14 protein-coding genes and 1 pseudogene are annotated in these 20,941 nt (G+C 60.2%); 5 read left to right on the top strand and 10 right to left on the bottom strand.

The features are described from left to right. A complete protein-coding gene (locus AC1D2P_RS00075) occupies positions 1-1,851 on the top strand; it encodes a sigma-54-dependent Fis family transcriptional regulator (protein WP_223522547.1) in 1,851 nt (616 codons plus the stop codon). 290 nt (positions 1,852-2,141) lie between these two features. On the opposite strand, the gene cysS is transcribed toward AC1D2P_RS00075, so the two are convergent. Both cysS and AC1D2P_RS00065 read right to left on the bottom strand, forming a co-directional pair. Then, entirely contained in the window at positions 2,142-3,524 is a 1,383-nt protein-coding gene (gene cysS, locus AC1D2P_RS00070) for a cysteine--tRNA ligase (RefSeq protein WP_109786609.1), read from the bottom strand. Positions 3,525-3,567: 43 nt separating this feature from the next. Beyond that, a complete protein-coding gene (locus tag AC1D2P_RS00065) occupies positions 3,568-5,265 on the bottom strand; it encodes a glutamine--tRNA ligase/YqeY domain fusion protein (protein WP_109786610.1) in 1,698 nt (565 codons plus the stop codon). A 250-nt stretch (positions 5,266-5,515) separates the two neighbouring features. Between AC1D2P_RS00065 and AC1D2P_RS00060 the strand changes: the two genes are divergently transcribed. Next, on the top strand, positions 5,516-6,019 hold the full coding sequence (locus AC1D2P_RS00060; RefSeq protein ID WP_034146890.1) for a peptidylprolyl isomerase: 504 nt from the start codon (positions 5,516-5,518) through the stop codon (positions 6,017-6,019). After that, a complete protein-coding gene (gene lpxH, locus AC1D2P_RS00055; RefSeq protein ID WP_223522546.1) occupies positions 6,016-6,768 on the top strand; it encodes a UDP-2,3-diacylglucosamine diphosphatase in 753 nt (250 codons plus the stop codon). Before AC1D2P_RS00060 ends, lpxH begins: the two co-directional genes overlap by 4 nt. Before the next feature lie 182 nt (positions 6,769-6,950). On the opposite strand, the gene AC1D2P_RS00050 is transcribed toward lpxH, so the two are convergent. The 7 genes from AC1D2P_RS00050 to AC1D2P_RS00020 all read right to left on the bottom strand — a co-directional run bounded on the left by AC1D2P_RS00050 (position 6,951) and on the right by AC1D2P_RS00020 (position 18,050). Continuing rightward, positions 6,951-8,480: a DHA2 family efflux MFS transporter permease subunit gene (locus AC1D2P_RS00050; RefSeq protein WP_477758192.1), complete on the bottom strand. Its 1,530-nt coding sequence runs from the start codon at positions 8,478-8,480 to the stop codon at positions 6,951-6,953. Positions 8,481-8,544: 64 nt separating this feature from the next. Beyond that, the gene (locus AC1D2P_RS00045) at positions 8,545-9,747 is read right to left on the bottom strand and encodes an HlyD/EmrA/EmrK family protein (protein WP_109786613.1); all 1,203 of its coding nucleotides are present in this window, start codon (positions 9,745-9,747) and stop codon (positions 8,545-8,547) included. Positions 9,748-9,762: 15 nt separating this feature from the next. Further along, positions 9,763-11,232: an efflux transporter outer membrane subunit gene (locus AC1D2P_RS00040; protein ID WP_477811281.1), complete on the bottom strand. Its 1,470-nt coding sequence runs from the start codon at positions 11,230-11,232 to the stop codon at positions 9,763-9,765. Next, a complete protein-coding gene (locus AC1D2P_RS00035; protein ID WP_109786615.1) occupies positions 11,229-11,702 on the bottom strand; it encodes a MarR family winged helix-turn-helix transcriptional regulator in 474 nt (157 codons plus the stop codon). The genes AC1D2P_RS00040 and AC1D2P_RS00035 overlap by 4 nt, the downstream gene beginning before the upstream one ends. Before the next feature lie 238 nt (positions 11,703-11,940). Beyond that, positions 11,941-15,609, bottom strand: a complete 3,669-nt coding sequence (locus AC1D2P_RS00030; protein ID WP_477758191.1) for a translocation/assembly module TamB domain-containing protein — start codon at positions 15,607-15,609, stop codon at positions 11,941-11,943. Next, on the bottom strand, positions 15,606-17,333 hold the full coding sequence (locus AC1D2P_RS00025) for an autotransporter assembly complex protein TamA (protein WP_223522543.1): 1,728 nt from the start codon (positions 17,331-17,333) through the stop codon (positions 15,606-15,608). The genes AC1D2P_RS00030 and AC1D2P_RS00025 overlap by 4 nt, the downstream gene beginning before the upstream one ends. A gap of 66 nt (positions 17,334-17,399) precedes the next feature. Next, positions 17,400-18,050, bottom strand: a complete 651-nt coding sequence (locus tag AC1D2P_RS00020) for a GNAT family N-acetyltransferase (protein ID WP_046032523.1) — start codon at positions 18,048-18,050, stop codon at positions 17,400-17,402. Between the two features lie 309 nt (positions 18,051-18,359). On the opposite strand from AC1D2P_RS00020, the gene xthA reads away from it, so the two are divergent. Beyond that, positions 18,360-19,172 carry an exodeoxyribonuclease III gene (gene xthA / locus AC1D2P_RS00015; RefSeq protein WP_223522542.1) on the top strand — a complete coding sequence of 271 codons (813 nt, stop codon included), beginning with the start codon at positions 18,360-18,362 and terminating at the stop codon, positions 19,170-19,172. A gap of 190 nt (positions 19,173-19,362) precedes the next feature. Continuing rightward, positions 19,363-20,703 carry a substrate-binding domain-containing protein gene (locus AC1D2P_RS00010; RefSeq protein WP_223522541.1) on the top strand — a complete coding sequence of 447 codons (1,341 nt, stop codon included), beginning with the start codon at positions 19,363-19,365 and terminating at the stop codon, positions 20,701-20,703. Between the two features lie 85 nt (positions 20,704-20,788). On the opposite strand, the pseudogene AC1D2P_RS00005 reads toward AC1D2P_RS00010, so the two are convergent. Then, positions 20,789-20,941 (bottom strand): annotated as a pseudogene (locus AC1D2P_RS00005) (IS110 family transposase); the annotation flags it as partial.

Below are 20,941 nucleotides of genomic sequence, written 5' to 3'. Positions count from 1 at the left end.
ATGGCCGCACCCGCCACGCCGCTCTCCCACGACGCCATCATTCAGGACTCCTGGTCCCGTTGCCGCGCGTTCGGCCTCAATCACCAAAGCGCCCCAGCGTTTGATCAACTGCCGGCCGAAGGCATTGCGCAGTTGCTGGAGAGTCAGCATTCATTGGTGCAAACCACGCATCAGGAAGTACTGCCGTATTACGAAAACATCCTGAGCAATTCCAACTGCCTGATCATGCTTGCCGATAATCAGGGCCAGGTGCTGACGTCGTGGGGCACTCAGCGCTTTATCGAGCCGACCCTGGCCCGTGGCTTCAGCGCGGGCGCCAGCTGGATGGAGCGTTGCAGCGGCACTAACGCCATCGGCACCGCCCTGGCCTGTGAGCAGGCGGTGCACATTGAACACGATGAACACTTTTTGAAAGCCAACCGCTTCATGACCGGTTCCGCCGCACCGATTTTCGATGCCGAACGCAAAGTGATCGCGGTACTGGATGTGTCCAGCGACAGCTACCTGCCGCCATCGCACACCCTGGGCATGGTCAAGATGATGAGCCAGACCGTGGAAAACCGGCTGATCCTCAACCTGTTCCATGGCCAGCATTTTCAACTGACCTTCAACACCGGGCTAAACAACCTCGACAGCCAATGGGCCGGTTTGCTGATTTTTGATGAGAGCGGCCAGGTGCTGTCGGCCAACCGCCGGGCCGACAATCTGTTAGGCATCAGCCTGTCGCGGGTCAGCATCGAAAGCCTGTTCAAGGTCTCGTTGCTGGAACTGCTGAACCAACCCGACGGCCTGCCGTTTGCCCTGCAAGCCTCCGGCCGCAACCGCTTTCAGTGCCTGTTGAAGCGGCCGAAACAAGTGCCCATACAACCTCGACTGTTTTCTGAACCCAAGAGCGCCGAGCCGGTGGTGGCGGCGCCCGAAGCCATCAGCCTCAACACCCTGCATTTCGGTGACAGCCGCGTGGAAAAGGCTGTGCGTCAGGCGGAACGCCTGCTGGAGAAAGACATTCCGCTGTTGATCCACGGCGAAACCGGGGTCGGCAAGGAAGTTTTCGTCAAAGCCCTGCACCAGGCCAGTTCGCGCAGCAAACAAGCGTTTATTGCCGTCAATTGTGCGGCTATCCCCGCCGAACTGGTGGAGTCTGAGCTCTTTGGCTATGAGAAAGGTGCATTCACCGGTGCCAATCAGAAAGGCAGCATCGGGCTGATTCGCAAGGCCGACAAAGGCACCCTCTTCCTCGATGAAATCGGTGATATGCCGTTGCCGACTCAAGCCCGGTTGTTGAGGGTTTTGCAGGAGCGCTGCGTGCAACCAGTGGGCAGTAGCGAACTGTTCCCGGTCGATATCCGGATTATTTCGGCCACCAACCGTGCGTTGCGTGAACAGGTGCAGCTCGGTCGCTTTCGTGAAGACCTGTATTACCGCATTGGCGGCCTGACCCTGGAGCTGCCGCCGCTAAGGGAACGCAGTGACAAGGAAGCACTGTTCAAGCGGCTGTGGGAGCAACATCGCGAACCGACGCAATGGGCCGGGTTGAGCCGGGAAGTTTTGGAGTTGTTCGGCCGCCACCCGTGGCCGGGGAATTTGCGTCAGGTCAGCAGCGTAATGCAGGTGGCGCTGGCCATGGCGGAGGAACAACCGGTGCGACCGGAACATTTGCCGGATGATTTTTTTGTCGATCTGGAGATGGAGCCGGTGGATTCGCCGCAGGCGTTGGAGGTGGATCTCAATGATGTCGAAGACTTGAATCGACAGCTGCAGGCGGCCGGGGGGAACATTTCGTATCTGGCGCGGCGGCTGGGGGTTAGTCGTAATACCCTTTACAAGCGATTGCGCCAGTCAGAAAGCTGACTGCTGCGCAGTCAATCGCGGGCAAGCCTTGCTCCTACAGGATTGCGCCGTACACAGGTTCGGTGAACGACTCTGTCCCGTAGGAGCAAGGCTTGCCCGCGATAGCATCAGCCGAGCCACTGCTGCACTTGAGCCCCCCCCAAAAAAAACAAAAACCCGCACAAGGCGGGTTTTGTTTGATCGTTCCCACGCTCCGCGTGGGAATGCAGCCAGGGACGCTCCGCGTCCCATGCCGAAGCGGACGCGGAGCGTCCAATGAGGCATTCCCACGCAGAGCGTGGGAACGATCATCAGTCAGCCAGGCGCCAGGTCGTGCCGCCCTTGCCGTCTTCCAGCACCACGCCCATGGCGGTGAGCTGGTCGCGGATGCGGTCGGATTCGGCCCAGTCTTTGGCAGCACGTGCCGCCAGACGCGCAGCAATCAGCGCATCCACTTCAGCGGCATCGACACGCCCTTCGGCGCCCGCTTGCAGGAAGTCATCGGCTTCGAGCTGCAACACACCCAGCACGCTGGCCAGTTCTTTCAGGCGCGCCGCCAGACCGGCCGCTGCATCGAGATCGTTCTCGCGCAGGCGGTTGATCTCACGCACCATCTCGAACAGCACGGCGCAGGCTTCTGGCGTGCCGAAGTCGTCGTTCATCACCTGAGTGAAACGCTCGACGAAGGCTTCGCCGCCAGCCGGTGCCACGTTCGGCAGGCCTTTCAACGCGTGGTAGAAACGCTCGAGTGCGCCTTTGGCGTCCTTGAGGTTGTCTTCCGAGTAGTTGATCGCGCTGCGGTAGTGGCTCGACACCAGCAGGTAACGCACGACTTCCGGGTGGTACTTGTCGAGCACGTCGCGAATGGTGAAGAAGTTGTTCAAGGACTTGGACATCTTCTCGCCATTGATACGAATCATGCCGCAATGCATCCACGCGTTGGCGTAGGTCTTGCCGGTGGCCGCTTCGCTCTGGGCGATTTCGTTTTCGTGGTGCGGGAACTCAAGGTCGCTGCCGCCGCCATGAATGTCGAACGTCTCGCCCAGGCAGCAGGTCGACATCACCGAGCACTCGATGTGCCAGCCCGGACGCCCGGCGCCCCACGGCGATTCCCAGCTCGGCTCGCCCGGCTTGGCGCCCTTCCACAGCACGAAGTCCAGCGGGTCCTGCTTGGACTCGTCGACTTCGATCCGTGCGCCAATACGCAGGTCTTCGATCTTCTTGCGCGACAGCTTGCCGTAGCCCATGAACTTGGCGACGCGGTAGTACACGTCGCCATTGCCCGGGGCGTAGGCGTAACCCTTGTCGATCAGGGTCTGGATCATCGCGTGCATGCCGGGGATATGCCCGGTGGCACGCGGTTCCATGTCCGGCTTCTTGATGTTCAGGCGCGCTTCGTCTTCGTGCATCGCCGCGATCATGCGCTCGGTCAAGGCTTCGAACGACTCGCCGTTCTCGCGGGCACGATTGATGATCTTGTCGTCGATGTCAGTGATGTTGCGCACGTAGGTCAGGTCGTAACCGCTGAACCGCAACCAGCGGGTCACCAGGTCGAACGCAACCATGCTGCGGCCATGGCCCAGGTGGCAGTAGTCGTACACGGTCATCCCGCAGACGTACATGCGCACCTTGTTGCCATCCAGCGGCTTGAAGACTTCTTTGCTCTTGGTGAGCGTGTTGTAGATCGTAAGCACGTTAGTTGCCTTTCTATACAGGCCGGTCAGGCCTGTCACTAAATCACTGGCCCCACGAATCACGCAGGGTCACGGTACGGTTGAATACCGGCTGACCTGGTTTCGAGTCCTTGATATCCGCGACGAAGTAACCTTCGCGCTCGAACTGGAAACGGTCTTCCGGCTGTGCGTTGCCCAGCGAAGGCTCGGCACGACAACCGGTGAGTACCTGCAGCGAATCAGGGTTGATGTTGTCCAGGAAACTGGCGCTGTCTTCGGCTTTCTCAGGGTTGGCCGAACGGAACAGGCGATCGTACAGACGCACTTCGCACTCGACGCTGGCGGCCGCTGGCACCCAGTGCACCACGCCTTTGACCTTGCGGCCTTCAGGGTTCTTGCCCAGGGTGTCCGGGTCGTAGGAGCAACGCAGCTCGACGATGTTGCCGTCGGCGTCCTTGATCGCTTCGTCGGCACGGATCACGTAGCTGCCACGCAGACGCACTTCGCCGGCCGGTTCCAGGCGCTTGTAGCCTTTTGGCGGCTCTTCCATGAAGTCTTCACGGTCGATGTAGATTTCACGGGCAAACGGCAGAACGCGCATGCCCATGTCTTCTTTCGGGTGGCACGGCAGTTCGAGGTTCTCGACCTGGCCTTCCGGGTAGTTGGTAATCACGACTTTCAGCGGGCGCAGCACGCACATGGCACGCGGGGCGCTGTGGTCGAGGTCGTCGCGGATGCTGAATTCGAGCATGCCGAAGTCGACCACGCCGTCGGAACGGTTGGTGCCGATCATTTCGCAGAAGTTGCGGATCGATTTCGGCGTGTAGCCACGGCGGCGGAAGCCCGACAGCGTGGACATGCGCGGATCGTCCCAGCCGTTGACGTGCTTTTCATCGACCAGTTGCTTGAGCTTGCGCTTGCTGGTGATCGTGTAGTTCAGGTTCAGACGGCTGAACTCGTACTGGCGCGGGTTGGCCGGCACTGGCAGGTTCTCGAGGAACCACTCGTACAGCGGACGGTGGCTTTCGAACTCCAGGGTGCAGATCGAGTGGGTGATGCCTTCGATGGCGTCCGACTGACCGTGGGTGAAGTCGTAGTTCGGGTAGATGCACCACTTGTCACCGGTCTGGTGGTGGTGAGCGTGACGGATGCGGTACATGATCGGGTCGCGCAGGTTCATGTTCGGCGAGGCCATGTCGATCTTGGCTCGCAGCACGCGTGCGCCGTCCGGGAACTCGCCAGCCTTCATGCGGGCGAACAGGTCCAGGTTTTCTTCCACGGAACGCTCGCGGAACGGGCTGTTCTTGCCCGGTTCGGTCAAGGTGCCACGGTATTCCTTGGCCTGTTCAGGGCTCAGGTCGTCGACATAGGCGTTGCCGGACTTGATCAGTTCGACGGCCCAGTCGTGCAACTGGTCGAAATACTGCGAGGCGTAGCGCACTTCGCCGGACCATTGGAAGCCCAGCCATTTGACGTCGCTTTCGATCGCGTCGATGTATTCCTGGTCTTCCTTGGCCGGGTTGGTGTCGTCGAAACGCAGGTGCGTGACGCCGCCGAACTCCTGGGCCAGGCCGAAGTTCACACAGATCGACTTGGCGTGACCGATGTGCAGGTAGCCGTTGGGCTCAGGCGGGAAACGGGTGACGATCTGCGTGTGCTTACCCGAGTCCAGGTCCGCCTGGATGATCGGGCGCAGGAAATTGACCGGCACGGCAGGGCCGGTCTTGGCATTCGAGGTAGGGTCGACAGTGGGCTTGCTCATAGGATCCTTGAACGTACAAGTGCGCGGCCAGAAGAAGGGCCAGATAAAACAAAGCCGCTATCATAGCCGATGCTGTCAAGCACCTGACAGAGCGCGCCTGCAAACGGTCGTATTTAATAGGCCATAAATGAAAAACAGCCTCGAAATTCGCGTCCGGCACGCTAAACTGCGCACCTTGGCTGTTACTGGCCAAACCGGTTGGGGGCTGTAATGCCCCGAAACCCACGAATTCCCAGATAGAGTACCGATCATGACCCAAGTCAAACTGACCACCAACCATGGCGACATCGTCCTGGAACTGAACGCCGAGAAAGCCCCGATCACCGTGGCTAACTTCGTCGAATACGTTAAAGCCGGTCACTACGAGAACACCGTTTTCCACCGCGTCATCGGTAACTTCATGATCCAGGGCGGCGGTTTCGAGCCAGGCATGAAAGAAAAGAAAGACAAGCGCCCAAGCATCCAGAACGAAGCTGACAACGGTCTTTCCAACGACAAGTACACCGTTGCCATGGCCCGCACCATGGAGCCGCATTCGGCTTCCGCCCAGTTCTTCATCAACGTGGCTGACAACAGCTTCCTGAACCACAGCGGCAAGAATGTCCAGGGTTGGGGCTACGCGGTATTCGGTAAAGTGACTGCCGGCACCGACGTTGTCGACAAGATCAAAGGCGTGGCCACCACCTCCAAGTCCGGCCACCAGGACGTTCCAGCAGACGACGTGATCATCGAGAAAGCCGAGATCATTGAGTGATATTGCTGATTTCAGACTTGCATCTGGAAGAGGAGCGCCCGGACATTACCCGGGCGTTTCTGGATTTGCTCGCCGGACGCGCCCGCTCGGCGAGTGCGTTGTACATTCTGGGCGACTTTTTCGAAGCGTGGATTGGCGACGATGCCATGACGCCCTTTCAGCGCTCCATCTGCCAGGCCCTGCGCGAATTGAGCGACAGCGGCACGGCCATTTTTCTGATGCACGGCAATCGCGACTTCATGCTCGGCCAGGCCTTCTGCAAACTGGCCGGCTGCACGTTGTTGAAGGACCCGAGTGTCGTGCAGTTTTATGGCGAGCCGGTACTGTTGATGCACGGCGACAGCCTCTGCACCCGCGACGAAGCCTATATGAAGCTGCGTCGTTACCTGCGCAACCCCGTCACCCTGTTCATCCTGCGTCACTTGCCGCTGCGCACGCGCCATAAACTGGCCCGCAAGCTGCGCAGTGAAAGCCGCACGCAAACGCGGATGAAGGCCAATGACATTGTTGATGTCACGCCCGAGGAAATTCCGCGAATCATGCAGGAATACGGGGTGAAGACCTTGATCCACGGGCACACCCACCGCCCTGCCATCCATAAACTGCAACTTGGCGAGCAGGCGGCCAAGCGCATTGTGTTGGGGGATTGGGATCGTCAGGGTTGGGCGTTGCAGGTGGATGAGAACGGGTTTGCGTTGGCACCGTTCGACTTCGCCCCGCCGCCGCAACTGGCAGCCCCCACGAGCTGACTGCCGGACACACACCCTGTAGGAGCGAGCCTGCTCGCGATAGCGGACTCAAATTCAACATCATTTGATCGTTCCCACGCTCTGCGTGGGAATGCCTCAACGGACGCTCCGCGTTCGGCTTTGGATGGGACGCGGAGCGTCCCGGGCTGCATTCCCACGCGGAGCGTGGGAACGATCTTCACTCAATGCCCGGATGCCGCAGGGCCTGCTTTGGCGGCAAACGGTGGTTTCGCCAGCCACACAATCAGAATCAACCCCATGAACCCCCACCCCAGCAACGTGAAGTAATCCACGGTGGAGAGCATGTACGCCTGACTGGTCAGCACATGATCGAGTTGCGCATACGCCGGACTCCCCGCCCCGCCCAGCGTGTTCAACGCATCGCGGGTTGCCCGGTCGTAAGTGGTGATGCTTTCACTCAGGTACGCGTGGTGCTGGTCCGCCCGGCGAATCCAGATCCAGGTGGTCAACGACGCCGCAAAACTACCGCCCAAGGTGCGCAGGAAGGTCGCGAGGCCCGCGCCATCGGCGATCTGGTGCTGTGGCAGGTCTGACATCAGGATGCTCAGGGTCGGCATGAAGAACAGTGCCACGCCGATGCCCATGAACAGTTGCACCAGGGCAATGTGCTGGAAGTCGACTTCATTGGTGAACCCGGCGCGCATGAAACAACTCAGGCCAATCGCCAAAAACGCCAACCCGGCCAACAACCGCAGGTCGAAATCGTGCGCATACTTGCCGACAAAAGGCGACAGGATCACCGGCAGAATCCCGATTGGCGCCACGGCCAGACCGGCCCAGGTCGCGGTGTAGCCCATTTGGGTTTGCAGCCACTGCGGCAGGATCAGGTTGATGCCGAAGAACCCGGCGTACCCCAACACCAGCACCAGCGTGCCGATGCGGAAGTTGCGATAGGCAAACAGCCGCAGGTTGACCACCGGATGCTTGTCGGTCATTTCCCAGATCACAAACACCGCCAGCGCAATCACTGAAATGGCCGCGCCGAGGATGATGAAGTTCGACTCGAACCAGTCCAGGTCATTGCCCTTGTCGAGAATCACCTGCAAGGCCCCGACACCAATGATCAGTGTGATCAAACCAACGTAATCCATCGGCTGACGGCTGGTTTCCACCGGCCGTGCCTTGAGCTGCTGGCGCACCACCATCACCGCGAAAATGCCGATGGGCACGTTGATGAAGAAGATCCACGGCCAGCTGTAACTGTCGGTAATCCAGCCACCGAGAATCGGCCCGGCAATCGGCGCCACCACCGTGACCATCGCCAACAACGCCAGGGCCATGCCGCGTCTGGCGGGCGGATAAACCGCGATCAGCAGCGTTTGGGTCATTGGGTATAACGGACCGGCGACCAGCCCTTGCAACACCCGAAAGCCGATCAGCTCCGGCATCGAGGTCGAGATACCGCAGAGAAACGAGGCCAGCACAAACAGCACCGTGGCCCACAGAAACAGCTTCACTTCACCAAAGCGCCGACTGAGCCAACCGGTCAGCGGCAGCGCAATGGCGTTGCTCACGGCAAATGAAGTAATCACCCAGGTGCCCTGCTCCGAACTCACGCCCAGGTTGCCGGAAATGGTCGGCAGCGCCACGTTGGCGATGGTGGTGTCGAGCACTTGCATGAAGGTCGCCAGCGACAGGCCGATGGTGCTGAGCAACAGGCTGGGCGGCGTGAAAGAGGCGTTATTGCTCATCGCGAATCCTTTGAAACAACGCAGGCGCTGCGCCCACTACGGGCGCAACTGACGGATTGGCGAATCAGCGTTGCGCGGTTTTGCTGACCGCGGCGCTGTTGTCGTGGATCAATTGGGTGATCATTGCGTCGGCCTCGGCCAACTGACGATCGTAGACATTGGTGCTGAACGAGGCCTTTTGCGGCGGTTGTTGCGCCAGTACCGGGCCGCTCTGGTCACGCAGGTTCACATTGACCAGCGTCGACAAACCAACCCGCAGCGGATGCTTGGCCAGTTCTTCGGCGTTGATGTGGATCCGCACCGGCACCCGTTGCACGATCTTGATCCAGTTACCGGTAGCGTTTTGCGCCGGGAGCAGGGCAAACGCGCTGCCTGTGCCGGCGCCAAGGCTGTCGATGGTGCCGCTGAATTTCACGTCGCTGCCGTACAGGTCGGCTTCGATGTCCACAGGTTGACCGATGCGCATGTCACGCAGTTGGGTTTCCTTGAAGTTGGCGTCGATCCACAGTTGATCCAGTGGAATCACGGCCATCAGCGCAGTGCCCGGCTGAACCCGTTGACCCAATTGCACGGAGCGTTTGGCCACGTAACCGGTGACCGGCGCGATCAAGGTGCTGCGCGAGTTGTTCAGGTAGGCCTGACGCAGTTGCGCGGCGGCCGACATCACGTCCGGGTGCGACGAAACCACGGTGTCATCGACCAGCGCGCTGGTGGTTTTCAGCTGCTGTTTGGCGTTGGCCAGGGCGTTTTGCGCCGAAGTCAGGTCATCGCGAGCGTGGGACAGCTCTTCCTGGGAAATCGCACCGCCGGCTGCGAGGTTTTTCCGGCGGTTGAAGTTGTCCTGCGCCTTCTGCACTTCGGCTTGTTGCGCGTTGACCTGAGCCTTCATGCCATCGACGTTACTGTACAAACCACGCACCTGGCGCACGGTGCGGGCCAGATTGGCCTGGGCACTTTGCAGACCGACTTCGGCGTCGTTCGGGTCGAAATTGATCAGCACCTGGCCTTCGTGGACGAGGTCGCCATCATCAGCGCCGATACTGACCACGGTGCCAGTCACCAGCGGGGTGATTTCCACGACGTTGCCGTTGACGTAGGCGTCGTCGGTGCTTTCATTCCAGCGCCCGTAGAGTTCGTGATAACCCCAGACGCCGACTCCGGCGAGGACAACCACGATGGCCAGAGCGACCAGCATGACTTTGCGTTTACGCGGATTGCCCGTGTCTTGAGCGTTATCCGGGGCTTGAGGTGTATCGACGGTGGCCATGACAAATACCTTGAATTAGTTGTGCTGCGTGGCTGGGATGGCGTTGGCTGCGGTCAGGGTGTCGCCCTGAAATCCGCCGCCCAGCGCTTGCATCAATTGGATCGACAAGTCGATCTGCTCGGCATTCAKGTTGGCCAACTGACGCTGGGCCTGGAGCAATTGCTGCTCGATGCTGAGCACGTCCAGGTAGTTACCGATGCCGGAACCGTACCGCTGGACCACGGTGTTGTAAGAATCCTGGGCAATGTCGGTGGCGTGCTGCTGAGCACCGATTTGCCGGCCGATATCGCGTAACTGGTTGATCGTGTCGCTGACATCGCCGAGCGCTTTCACCAGGCTTTTGTTGTACTGCGCCACCGCGAGGTCGTAATCGGCATCGCGCGAATCGAGGTCGGCGCGCAGCCGGCCGCCGTCGAAAATCGGCACCGAAATGGTCGGCGCGACATTAAAGAAGCGACTGGCCGACCCGAACATGGCATCCCCTAACAACGATTCGGCACCGGCGGCGGCGCTGAGGTTCAAGTTGGGATAGAACTGGGTCTTGCCGGCGGCAATGTTCTTGCTCGCCGCCTCGACCCGCCAGCGTGCAGCCACCAGGTCCGGGCGGCGACCCAGCAACTCGGCGGGCAATACCGACGGCAATGCCACGGCGCTGGCCTGGAGGATTTTTGGACGGGCGATTTCGTTGCCGCGATCCGGGCCTTTGCCGAGCAACACCGCCAGGGCGATTTTTGCGCTGTTCAGGCGTTTTTCAGCGTCGATCAGGCTGGCTTCGGAAGTGGCTTCCAGGCTTTCGGTTTGCTGGAACTGATACTGGCTGTCGATGCCCGAACTCAAGCGACGCTGGCCCAGATCGAGCATTTGCCGGGTGCGCTTGAGGTCCTCGTTGGCCAGGTCGTAAACGATGTGCGCCTGACCCAGATCGCTGTAGGCGCGGGCAACATCGGCGGACAAGGTCAACTGGGCGGCCTGTTGATCGACTTCGGCAGCGCGGGCTTCGCCCAACGCCGCTTCCCAGGCGTCACGCTGGCCGCCCCAGAGGTCGAAGTTGTAATTGAAGCTGGCACCGATGTTACGCACGGTGGCGTAAGTACCGCCCTGCCCGCTCGGGTCCTGATCCCGAGAGAGTCGCGAACGGCTGACGCCAGCGCTGGCGTCGAGGGTCGGCATGCGGGCGGCGTCGGCGGCGTAAGCGGCAGCGCTGGCCTGGTGGGCACGAGCGTCGGCAATTTGCATGTCCGGGCTGTCGTGCAAAGCTTCGCGGATCAAACCGTCCAGCTGCGGATCACCGAGGCTTTTCCACCAATCGTTTTTTGGCCAGGCCGCTGGCGACAACGTGACGCCGTTCAACGATTGTCCGGCCTTCAGGTTTTTCGCATCGAGGCTGACGCCTTCGGTGGTCAGGCCGCTGTAGCTGGCGCAACCCGCCAGCGTCATGGCCAACAGCACCAGACTCAGGCTCGTACGCAGGGTTTTACTGTTCATTTGTCACCTACCCGCAGCAGGGTGATCGAGTCACCGGCAGCCACCAGGATTTTCTTGAGGATGTGTTCCAGGGTCTTGAGCTCATCGGGGGTGATGGCGCCGGCCAGTTCGTTCATCGCTTCTGCACCGATGTGCGGCAGGCGGTCGGCGAGCTTCTGGCCGTCTTCGGTCAGCACCAGTTGAACCTGACGGCGATCCGCCTCGCTGCGTTGGCGGGCGAGGAAACCCTTCTGTTCCAGACGATCGAGCATGCGGGTCATCGAACCACTGTCCAGCGACAGATGACGGCACAGCTCGGCCGGCGTATCGACGCCGTATTGGCCAATGATGATCAGCACTTTGAACTGCGCGGCGGTGATGCCGTGGGGTTCCATATGGGTGTCGAGAATCCGGTCCTTGAGCAGCGCGGCGCGCCCGAGCAGGAGCCCGAGGTGGCAATTCTGGAAATCGTCCGGAGAGAAATGTTTCATCTGGCCACCAATTAGCTGCCTAGGCAGAGAATGTATGACGAGATGTTACTGCCTAGGCAGCCAATGTCAACGCAATAGTTAGGTTGCTTCGTATTTAGTTGACCAAAGGAGTCGGATATTGTGGCGCGCGCACGGACGCTATCGCGGGCAAGCCCGCTCCCACAGGATCGGTGTAATCCCCTGTGGGAGCGGGCTTGCCCGCGATGGCAGCGACTCGGTTTGAAAAAGTGACGGGGTCTTAGAAATCCCGCTTGTAGAAGATGTCCAGCGAACTGGCCACGCCGCTGGCGGCTTCGAGGTAGACCTTCTTGCTCAGCTTGTAGCGCAAGGCAATGGTGTTGGCCGGTTCAAACACGCCAACGCCATAACGCAAACTGAGCTTTTCGGAGATATTGCCGCTGGCAACCACGCTGGTGGTGCTGCCACTGCCCTGGGTATCGAGCTGGAAATCCTGAATCCCCAGGTCCTTGGCCAGCCCGCCAGTCACTCCCGAACTGCCCATCAAGCCCAACCCAAGCGCAGCTTGGGCAAGCATGTTGTTATCTTCGCCGTTGCTGCTCAGCGGACGACCCAGTACCAGATAGGACAAGGCCTGCTCCTGGCTCATGGCCGGCTCGGAGAAGATCTGCGTGGTCGGTTGTTCGGCGCTGCCGCTCAGGCGAATGCCGGCGATCACGTCGTCGGTCTGGCGAATCGCCTCGACGTCCAGGTAAGGCTGATCGAGCGGGCCGGCAAACAGCAATCGTGCCCGACGCACGGACAGGCGCTGGCCGTAGGCGCGATAACGCCCGTCGTTGAGCCACAACTCGCCGCGCGTGTCCTGGTTGTCGCCAATGTGCACATGGCCCTGCACATTCGCAGTCAGGCCAAACCCGGCAAAGCTCAGTTTGTCTTCGCCGACCACCACATCGATGTCCATCTTCATGGCCAGGGGTGGTTTGCCCTCTTCGGTCTGCTGACCGACGATCACCACGTCATCGGACACCTTGACCGTGGAAGGCGGCAACTCACGAATGGTGATCTCGCCTCTGGGCACCAGTACTTTGCCGGCGATGGCCAGCTCGTCACCTTTCATCGAGATCTTCAGGTCAGGCGCGACTTCCAGCTTGGCGTACGGCTCGACGGTGACTGGTAATTGTGAGCCCTTGAGCGCCAGGTCGACCATGAGCGCCTGCCCCCAGTCGATGTTGCCGTTGAGCGTGCCCTGCCCGGTCTTGCCGCTTTTCCAGTCGCCGTCCAATTGCACGGTTTCACCGGCAATTACCGCGCGCAGTTGCAAGGCTTGCAGCGCCATCGGCAACTCRGCCCCGGAGACTTCACCGTCGCTGAGCAGCAGGCTGCCGTTGACCTGCGGCGCCAACAGGCCACCGGAAATCGTGCCACTGCCATTCAAACGCCCGGTCAGCTTTTCGACCATCGGCACGAATGGCCGCGCCACCGACAGGTCCAGCCCACTGAGGCGGAACGAGCCGCTCACAGGTTTGCTCTTGGGCAGCGGATTGATCTGCGCCTGGACCATCAGCTCGCCGAGCTTGCCGCCGACGAAGTTGAGGTCAGTGTCGATGCGTTTGGGCGTGAGTTTGCTGGTGATTTTCAGCGTCTGGTACGGGAAGTCCAGCCACTGGTCCTTTTCCTTCATGCGCAACGTACCGCCGCTGGCGTCGATGCTGATCTGGCCGTTCGGACCGCTGGCCGGCAAGTCCAGTTGCAGGTCGGCATTGAGACTGCCCTTCCAGGCGAAATCTTTCGGCAACCACTGCGCCAGGCTGTCGATCGGGAACTGCTTGAGGTGATAACGCAACTTCGGCTCAGGCATCAGGCGCGAATCCTCACCACACAGACTGGCCGGGCCGGACGCCCAGCAATGTGCCCCGAAGGTGATTTGGCCGTCCGCCAGTCGTTCCAGTTTCGCCGGGCTTTGCAGCTTCCAGTCTTGCCCGCCGGCCTGGATATCGCCGTTGGCCAAGCGCCCGCGCCAGTTGCCCTGATTCAGATTGCCATCGAGGCCGAGCGCCAATTTGAGCTTCGGCCCTTGCAGGTCGAGCGTCAGTTTCTGGTTTTTGATGTCGCCCTGACCGCTGGCGGTCAGCGTTCCCAGCGACGTATCACCGGCCTGGATGCCGCTGCCCTTGAGCTCGATTTTCGCCCGTTGCGCACTGTCGAGGGTCGCGTCCAGGTTCAGGCTTTGCAGGCGATTGTCCTGGAACGCCAGTTGCGAACCTTGCATCCCAAGCTTGCCTTGCGGCGCCTTCAGCGTACCGGCGACATCGATGCGCCCGTTCAGTTGCCCACGAAGTTGCGGCCAGAGTTGCGCCAGACGCGGCAGGTTGATGTCGATCTGCCCGGCGAGTTTCTGCTGCAGGCTGCCTTTGCCATTGATGCTGTTGTCGCCCAGACGAACGTGCAGCGCATTGAGGTTCCATTGCTCGCCGCCACCGTCAGCCTTGGCCTGAATCACCGCCGGCTGGCCACGCAGTTTGCCTTTCAGATCGAGGTCGGCGGTCAGGCTGAGCTGTTCATTTTTCATCTCGCCTTTGCTGCGCAAGGGCCCAGCGAGGGTGCCCGGCAGTTCCGCCACCCAATACGCCGGGTTGATCGCCGAGAGGTCGAGCGCCGTATCCCAGGCAATGCCGTCGGCGAATTGCAGGTTCAGATGCCCTTCGGCCTTGCCCTGCCCCGCCTGGAGCTCAATCTGTTGCAGGTAGATTCTCGTCAGGTCGCCGCTGAACGGGCTGTTCAGGGTGAAAGCGCCGGCCGGCCCATCCAGTGCAGCGTTGAAGCTGCCAAGGTATTTTCCGTCGGTGTAGGAGATGTCGCCATTGAAGCGGCGCAACGCGACGTCCGGTTCGTCGATCAGCGGATAGAGTCGGTGCCACGGGAAATCCTGCCAGTCGATCTTCGCATCGGCGCTCAGGCCTTTGCTCCAGTCCAACTGCCCGGTGAGTTTGAGGGATTGCTTGTCGTTGGCCGTCAGGTCCAACCCGGCAATCTGCGCGCCCTTGGCGTCGACCTTGCCTTGCAGCAGTAACGCGACCGGGCCTTGCTCGGCGGGCAAAGAGGCTTTGCCGAGCAATTGATAACCGTTTTTCAGATCACCGTCGCCGGTCAGTTCCAGTTGATTGAGTTGCAGCGTGTCCGGCAGGTCGGCACTGGCCTTGAAGCCATCGGCGGTGATCCGCACCTTGGCCGGCAGGTTTTCCACCAAGGGTTGCAGTTCAGCGGTCAGTTGCCCGTTCAGGTAACCGCTGCTGTCGGCTTTCAAGTTCAGGGTTTTCAGCAGATCGCCGTCAACCTTCAACGCCAGTGTCCAAGGCCCCGGGGTCGCCAGGGTCAGATTGCCTTCAGCCTTGAGTGGCCAATTACCGCTGGGCTGCAACAGGCCGGAGAGGTTCAGGCTCAGGTCATCGCGTTGCAACTTCACCGAGTCGATCTGCAAGCCTTGCACCGTCCAGTGCGCCGCCAATTGCAGGCCTTTGAGCGCTTCGCTGCCATTGAACAGCAGGCTGCCGACCTGGACGTCACCCAGCTCGATCGCCACGGGCAACTTCAATTCCGGAAGGCTGAGCGGCCCGCTGCTTTGCTCTTCAGCGCCCGGGGGAAATTGCAGGCTGACCTGGTCAGCCTTCACTTGCTCAAGGCACAGGGTCATGCGCGTCAGGCACAACGGTGACCAGGCGAAAATCACCTTGCTCAGTTCAACCCGGCGGGTGTCTTGCTGCCACAGCACATGATCGGCGCTCCACTGTCCGCCCAAACGGCCCTGGAAATTCTCGACGGTCAGACCCGGCACGAACCCCAATGCCCAGCGGCTGCCCGTGGCTGTACCCAGCACCGACACCACGCTCAGCAGCACCAGCATCAGCAGCGCCAGAATCGCCAGCAGCGTTATTTTCAAACCACGATTCAAAGCTCAGGCCCCATGGAAAAGTGCAGTCGAATGCCGCCGTCGTCGTCCAGCGCATGGGCCAGGTCAAGACGGATCGGCCCTACCGGCGAGACCCAGCGCACGCCGATACCCACACCGGTCTTGAGGTTCGGCAATTCGAGTGTATTGAAGGCGTTGCCCTGATCAACGAAGGTCGCGACCCGCCATTTTTCGGCGACGGAATATTGGTATTCGGCGCTGGCTGCGACCATGTAGCGGCCGCCGATGCGGTCGCCCTCGGAGTTTTCCGGGGACAGGCTTTGATAGTCGTAACCGCGCACGCTCTGATCACCACCGGCGAAAAACCGCAGCGACGGCGGGACTGAGCTGAAGCCATTGGTGGCGCTGCCGCCCACCTGCACCCGGCCAAGAAAGCGGTGTTTGTCAAAGACCGTGGTCAAGCCTTTCACCAACGCGGTGCCGTATAGCAAGTTGCTGTCTGAACCCAGGCCTTCTTTCGCCACTTTGGACTCGAATTGCAGGCGATAGCCGTTGTGCGGGTCGATGCGGTTGTCACTTTTCAGGTAGGAATAGCTGACGCCGGGCATCAGCAACGTACTCAAACCCGCGTCGTCACCCAGTGAGTAATCCTCACGCTGCCATTTCAACGACACCACGCGCTGCCAGCCACTGGGTAACTTGCTGTGCCATTCCGGGCCGAGGGTCAGCAGCTTGCTGTGGGTGTCGGTACCGGCGATGTCTTCGTTCTGGTAACCACCGGCAAAACGCAGTTTGTCGGTCAGTGGCGGGTCCAGCGGGATGTCGTAGAACAGCCCGACGTTTTGCCGGGGCGCCGATAGCTCGGCTTCCCAGCCATAACTATGCCCCTGCGGATTGACCCAGTGCCGGGTCCAGTTGGCCTTGATCCGGGGACCGACGTCCGTGGAATAACCCAGGCCCAGGCCCATGGTTCGCGGCTTGCGCGTTTCGAGTTTGACGTCCACCGGGATCACGTCATCTTTGGATGCCGTGGGTGCTGCATCGACGCGCACACCTTCGAAATAGCCACTCGATTGCAACGCCTGATTGAGCTCGGCGATGAGCTCAGAGTCATAAGGCGCGCCGGCCTTGAACGGCACCATGCGTTGCAGCAGGTCTTCATCGAAAGGCGTGTCGCCTTCGAAACTGACCTTGCCCAGCGCATAACGCGGGCCGCTGTTGTAGATCAGTTCGATATCGGCCACGCCGGCGCGCGGGTCCACCGACAACTTCTGGCTGGTGAAGTGACCACTGAAAAAGCCGAAGCGCGAGGCTTGATTCTGGATCAGGCGCTTGGCGTCTTCGTAATGACCATGATTGAGCACCGCACCGGTTTTCAGCGAAGCGCCTTGGGGCACACGAAAGGATTTGAGGTCTGCCGCCGGGCCGTCGACGCGAATCGTGACATTGCGCAGGTGTACCGGCTCGCCGGGGTCGATGTTGAGCACCAGGCGCGGCGTCTTGCCACCCTTCACATTACTGTCGATCTGCGGCTGGTAATAACCCAAGGCCTGGGCGGCCTTGCGCGCCTGCTGCTCGGCGCCACGACTGAAGCGCAGCAGCGCTTCTTCGTCACGATCGCCAAGGTTGCCGATATAGCCCTCTACATTGGCTTTCAGCTCATCATTGGACGGTTTGATCCGCACATCCAATTCACTTTGGGCCAGTGCCGCACTGCTGGTTAACAGCATCAGTACGCCACTGGTAAATCTTCCTGGAAACTTCATAGGCACGGATGCTATCACGAGCTTGGGAGCGTGATAGAGCGTGGGGAGGCGTTAAAGTTCTACCGTTTATGCCGTCGCGGTGTGCAAAACCTGCGGATTGGCATGGAAAAAAACGTGCTCGCGGATGGGTCCTACAGCGACCTCGCCGATTTCCTCGTAACCCTGACGTTTATAGAACTCCAGGTAGCGAGGATTTCCGGTGTCGAGGATCACACCCTCGGAGGTTTCATCGACGGCGCACCAGTTATGCACCGCTTGCAGCAGTTGCTCGCCAAAATGTTTGCCCTGAAATTGCGGGTGAATGCCCAGCAGCGGCAACACATGGACCGAGTCCGTGGGCAGACAGGCCGCGACGGCGGCGTGGTAGTCGAGGTAGCGGCGGGTGCAACGAAAACCGGCACTGAGCACCATGCGTAAACGCCAGGCCCAACTTTCGGTGATGCCCAGGCGTCGTTGCGGGGGCGCGATCAGCGCGATGCCAATCAAACGGTCGTTGACCAGCAAGCCAATGGCCGGCAACTCCTGGACAAAGTGCTGTTTGACCAGCTCACGCACGGTCGCCCGCACGCGATGTTCATAACCGGGGCGTTCGGCCTCGAACAGGTAACCAAAGGTCGGTTCGTGGCGGTAAGCGTGGTAAAGCAGGGAGCGCGCTTCGTGGGCATAGCCGCTGTCGAGCATGTGGATATCGGCAAGGGCGGTAGAGGTTTCAGGCATAACGGTTAATCTCCCCGGTACAGCTCAAATGGCTGTGCTCTTCTTGGTACGAGCCTATCGGTGCTGACACAGTTCCCTACTGATCGATATCAGTGTTGACTGTGATGACGCCATCGTCGGAACGCCGCCCGGAACAAGCTCGGCTCCCACAAAGGTATAGACCAGACTCGGACTGTAGGAGTGAGCCTGCTCGCGATGAGGCCCGCATTGGCGATGAAAGACCTACCTCCGGACACGAATCCCCTCACCCCACGCTGGCCCGATTCCTACATGTCAGCTAGCATCGCCCTTTTGCCAGGACTGCCGACCATGAAGATCGTCTCCTTCAACATCAACGGGCTGCGTGCTCGCCCGCATCAGCTGGCGGCGCTGATTGAAAAACATCAGCCAGACGTCATCGGCTTGCAGGAAACCAAGGTTCACGACGACCAGTTCCCCCTGGCCGAGGTTCAGGCGCTGGGCTATCACGTGTACTTTCATGGGCAGAAAGGCCATTACGGCGTCGCCCTGCTCTCGCGCAAAGAACCGCTGGCACTGCACAAAGGCTTTGCCACCGATGAAGAAGACGCTCAGCGCCGCTTCATCTGGGGCACATTCGCCGACGCCAACGGCGTGCCGGTGACGATCATGAACGGCTATTTCCCACAGGGCGAAAGCCGCGATCACCCGACCAAGTTCCCGGCCAAGCAACGTTTCTACAGCGACCTGCAGCAACTGCTGGAAAGCCAGTTCAGCAACGATCAGCCGGTGGTCGTCATGGGTGACGTGAATATTTCCCCGGAAGACTGCGACATCGGCATCGGCCCGGACAACATGAAACGCTGGCTGAAAACCGGCAAATGCAGTTTCTTGCCGGAAGAGCGCGAATGGATGGCACGCCTGAAAAACTGGGGCCTGGTGGACAGTTTCCGTCACCTCAACCCGGACGTGGCCGATCGTTTCAGTTGGTTCGACTACCGCAGTCGTGGCTTTGAAGATGAACCCAAGCGCGGGCTGCGGATTGACTTGATCATGGCCTCCCATGGCTTGTTGCCACGGATCAAGGACGCCGGCGTGGATTACGACCTGCGCGGGATGGAAAAACCGTCCGATCACGCGCCGATCTGGCTTGAGTTGAGCTGATCCCAGGCTTTACACAAATCAAAATGTGGGAGCGAGCTTGCTCGCGATTGGGGACTTTCAGCCAACATAGATGTTGGAAGTGCCACCGTCATCGCGAGCAAGCTCGCTCCCACATTAGTTAACTGTCATCTTTCGGAAACCTTGCTGACTTATTGTCCCCGCACTTTCTTTGTTTTTTTAAGGTGCGGGCATGACGCTGCGCGTTTTGTTTGTGTTGATGCTGTGCGCCGGCCTGCCATTGACGGCATCGGCCGGTGATTTACCGACAACCGCCAATGGCCCGGTGCTGCGCATCCAGGGTTCCAACACCATCGGTGCGGCCTTGGGTCCGGCGCTGGTCGAAGGCATGCTGCGCGAACAGGGCCTGCTCAAGGTTCACAGCGAAGCACCGGACAAAGCCAACGAACTGCAAGTTGTCGGCGAAACGGCCCAAGGCCATCGCGTCGTGGTGGAGGTCGCGGCCCACGGTTCCAGCACCGGTTTCACCGCGCTGAAAAACAGGTCCGCCGACCTCGCCGCGTCTTCGCGCCCGATCAAGGACAGCGAACGGGTCGACCTCGAACCCTTGGGCGACTTCAAAAGCCCCGACGCCGAACAAGTCATCGCGATCGATGGGCTGGCCATCATCCTGCACCCGCAAAACCCGCTGAACCAACTCGATACCGAACAACTGGCGCGAATTTTCAGTGGCGAAGTCAAAACTTGGGAAGAACTCGGCGGCAGAGGCGGCGCCATTCATTTGTATGCGCGGGATGACCAATCGGGCACCTACGACACCTTCAAGGAATTAGTCCTCAGCCGTCGTGGAAAAACGCTCAACAGCGCTGCGAAACGCTTCGAATCCAGTGAGCAATTGTCCGACGCGGTCAGTCTGGACCCGCAAGGCATCGGTTTCATCGGCCTGCCTTATGTGCGCCAGGCCAAAGCCGTGGCCATCGTCGACGGCCAATCCCAGGCAATGCTGCCACTCAATAGCCTGATCGCCACGGAAGACTATCCGCTGTCGCGCCGGCTGTTCTTTTACCTGCCGCCCCACGCCCAAAACCCTTGGGCCGAGGCCTTGGCGACGTTCGCTCAAAGCAATAAAGGCCAGGCGATTGTCGCGGCCAACGGTTTTATCGCTCAGACCGTCCAGGCCATCACGGTGACGCCGAACGCGCTGATGCCCGAGGCTTACCAGGCGCTCAGTCGCCATGCTCAGCGACTGTCGGTGAATTTCCGCTTTGAAGAAGGCAGTGCCACGCTGGACAACAAGGCCCAGCAAGACCTGTCACGGGTGCTCGACTATATAAAGCAGCACGACAAGACCAACCGCGAGGTCACGCTGGTAGGGTTTGGTGACGCCAAGAGTGACCCGGCGCGTGCCGATCTGCTGTCGAAGCTGCGGGCGATGGCCGTGCGGCGGGAATTGGTGAAAAGCGGTGTGGTGTTTCGCGAGATCCGCGGTTTTGGCGCCGAAATGCCGGTGGCGACCAATAGCGGCGATGAGGGGCGGATCAAGAATCGGCGGGTTGAGGTTTGGGTGTATTGAGTCAGATGCTGATACGGTGGATCGGCTGACGCTATCGCGAGCAAGCTCGGCTCCCACAGGGGTCACGCTGTACCTGTGGGAGATTCTATGTTGCAGGGGAACCCTGCAGCCTTAAATTTGGCTGGTATTCGCTCTGGTTTTTCATGAGAGCGAATGCCACCCGGCATAGCTTGCGGGCGAGGATCACCAGGGCTTGGGTTTTTGCCAAGCCTCTGACGAGATAGGACTCATAGTACGG

Source organism: Pseudomonas sp. P1_F1_2, assembly GCF_056405815.1.
Note: the sequence above shows the minus strand (reverse complement) of the source record. Positions and strands in the feature narration are given on the sequence as shown.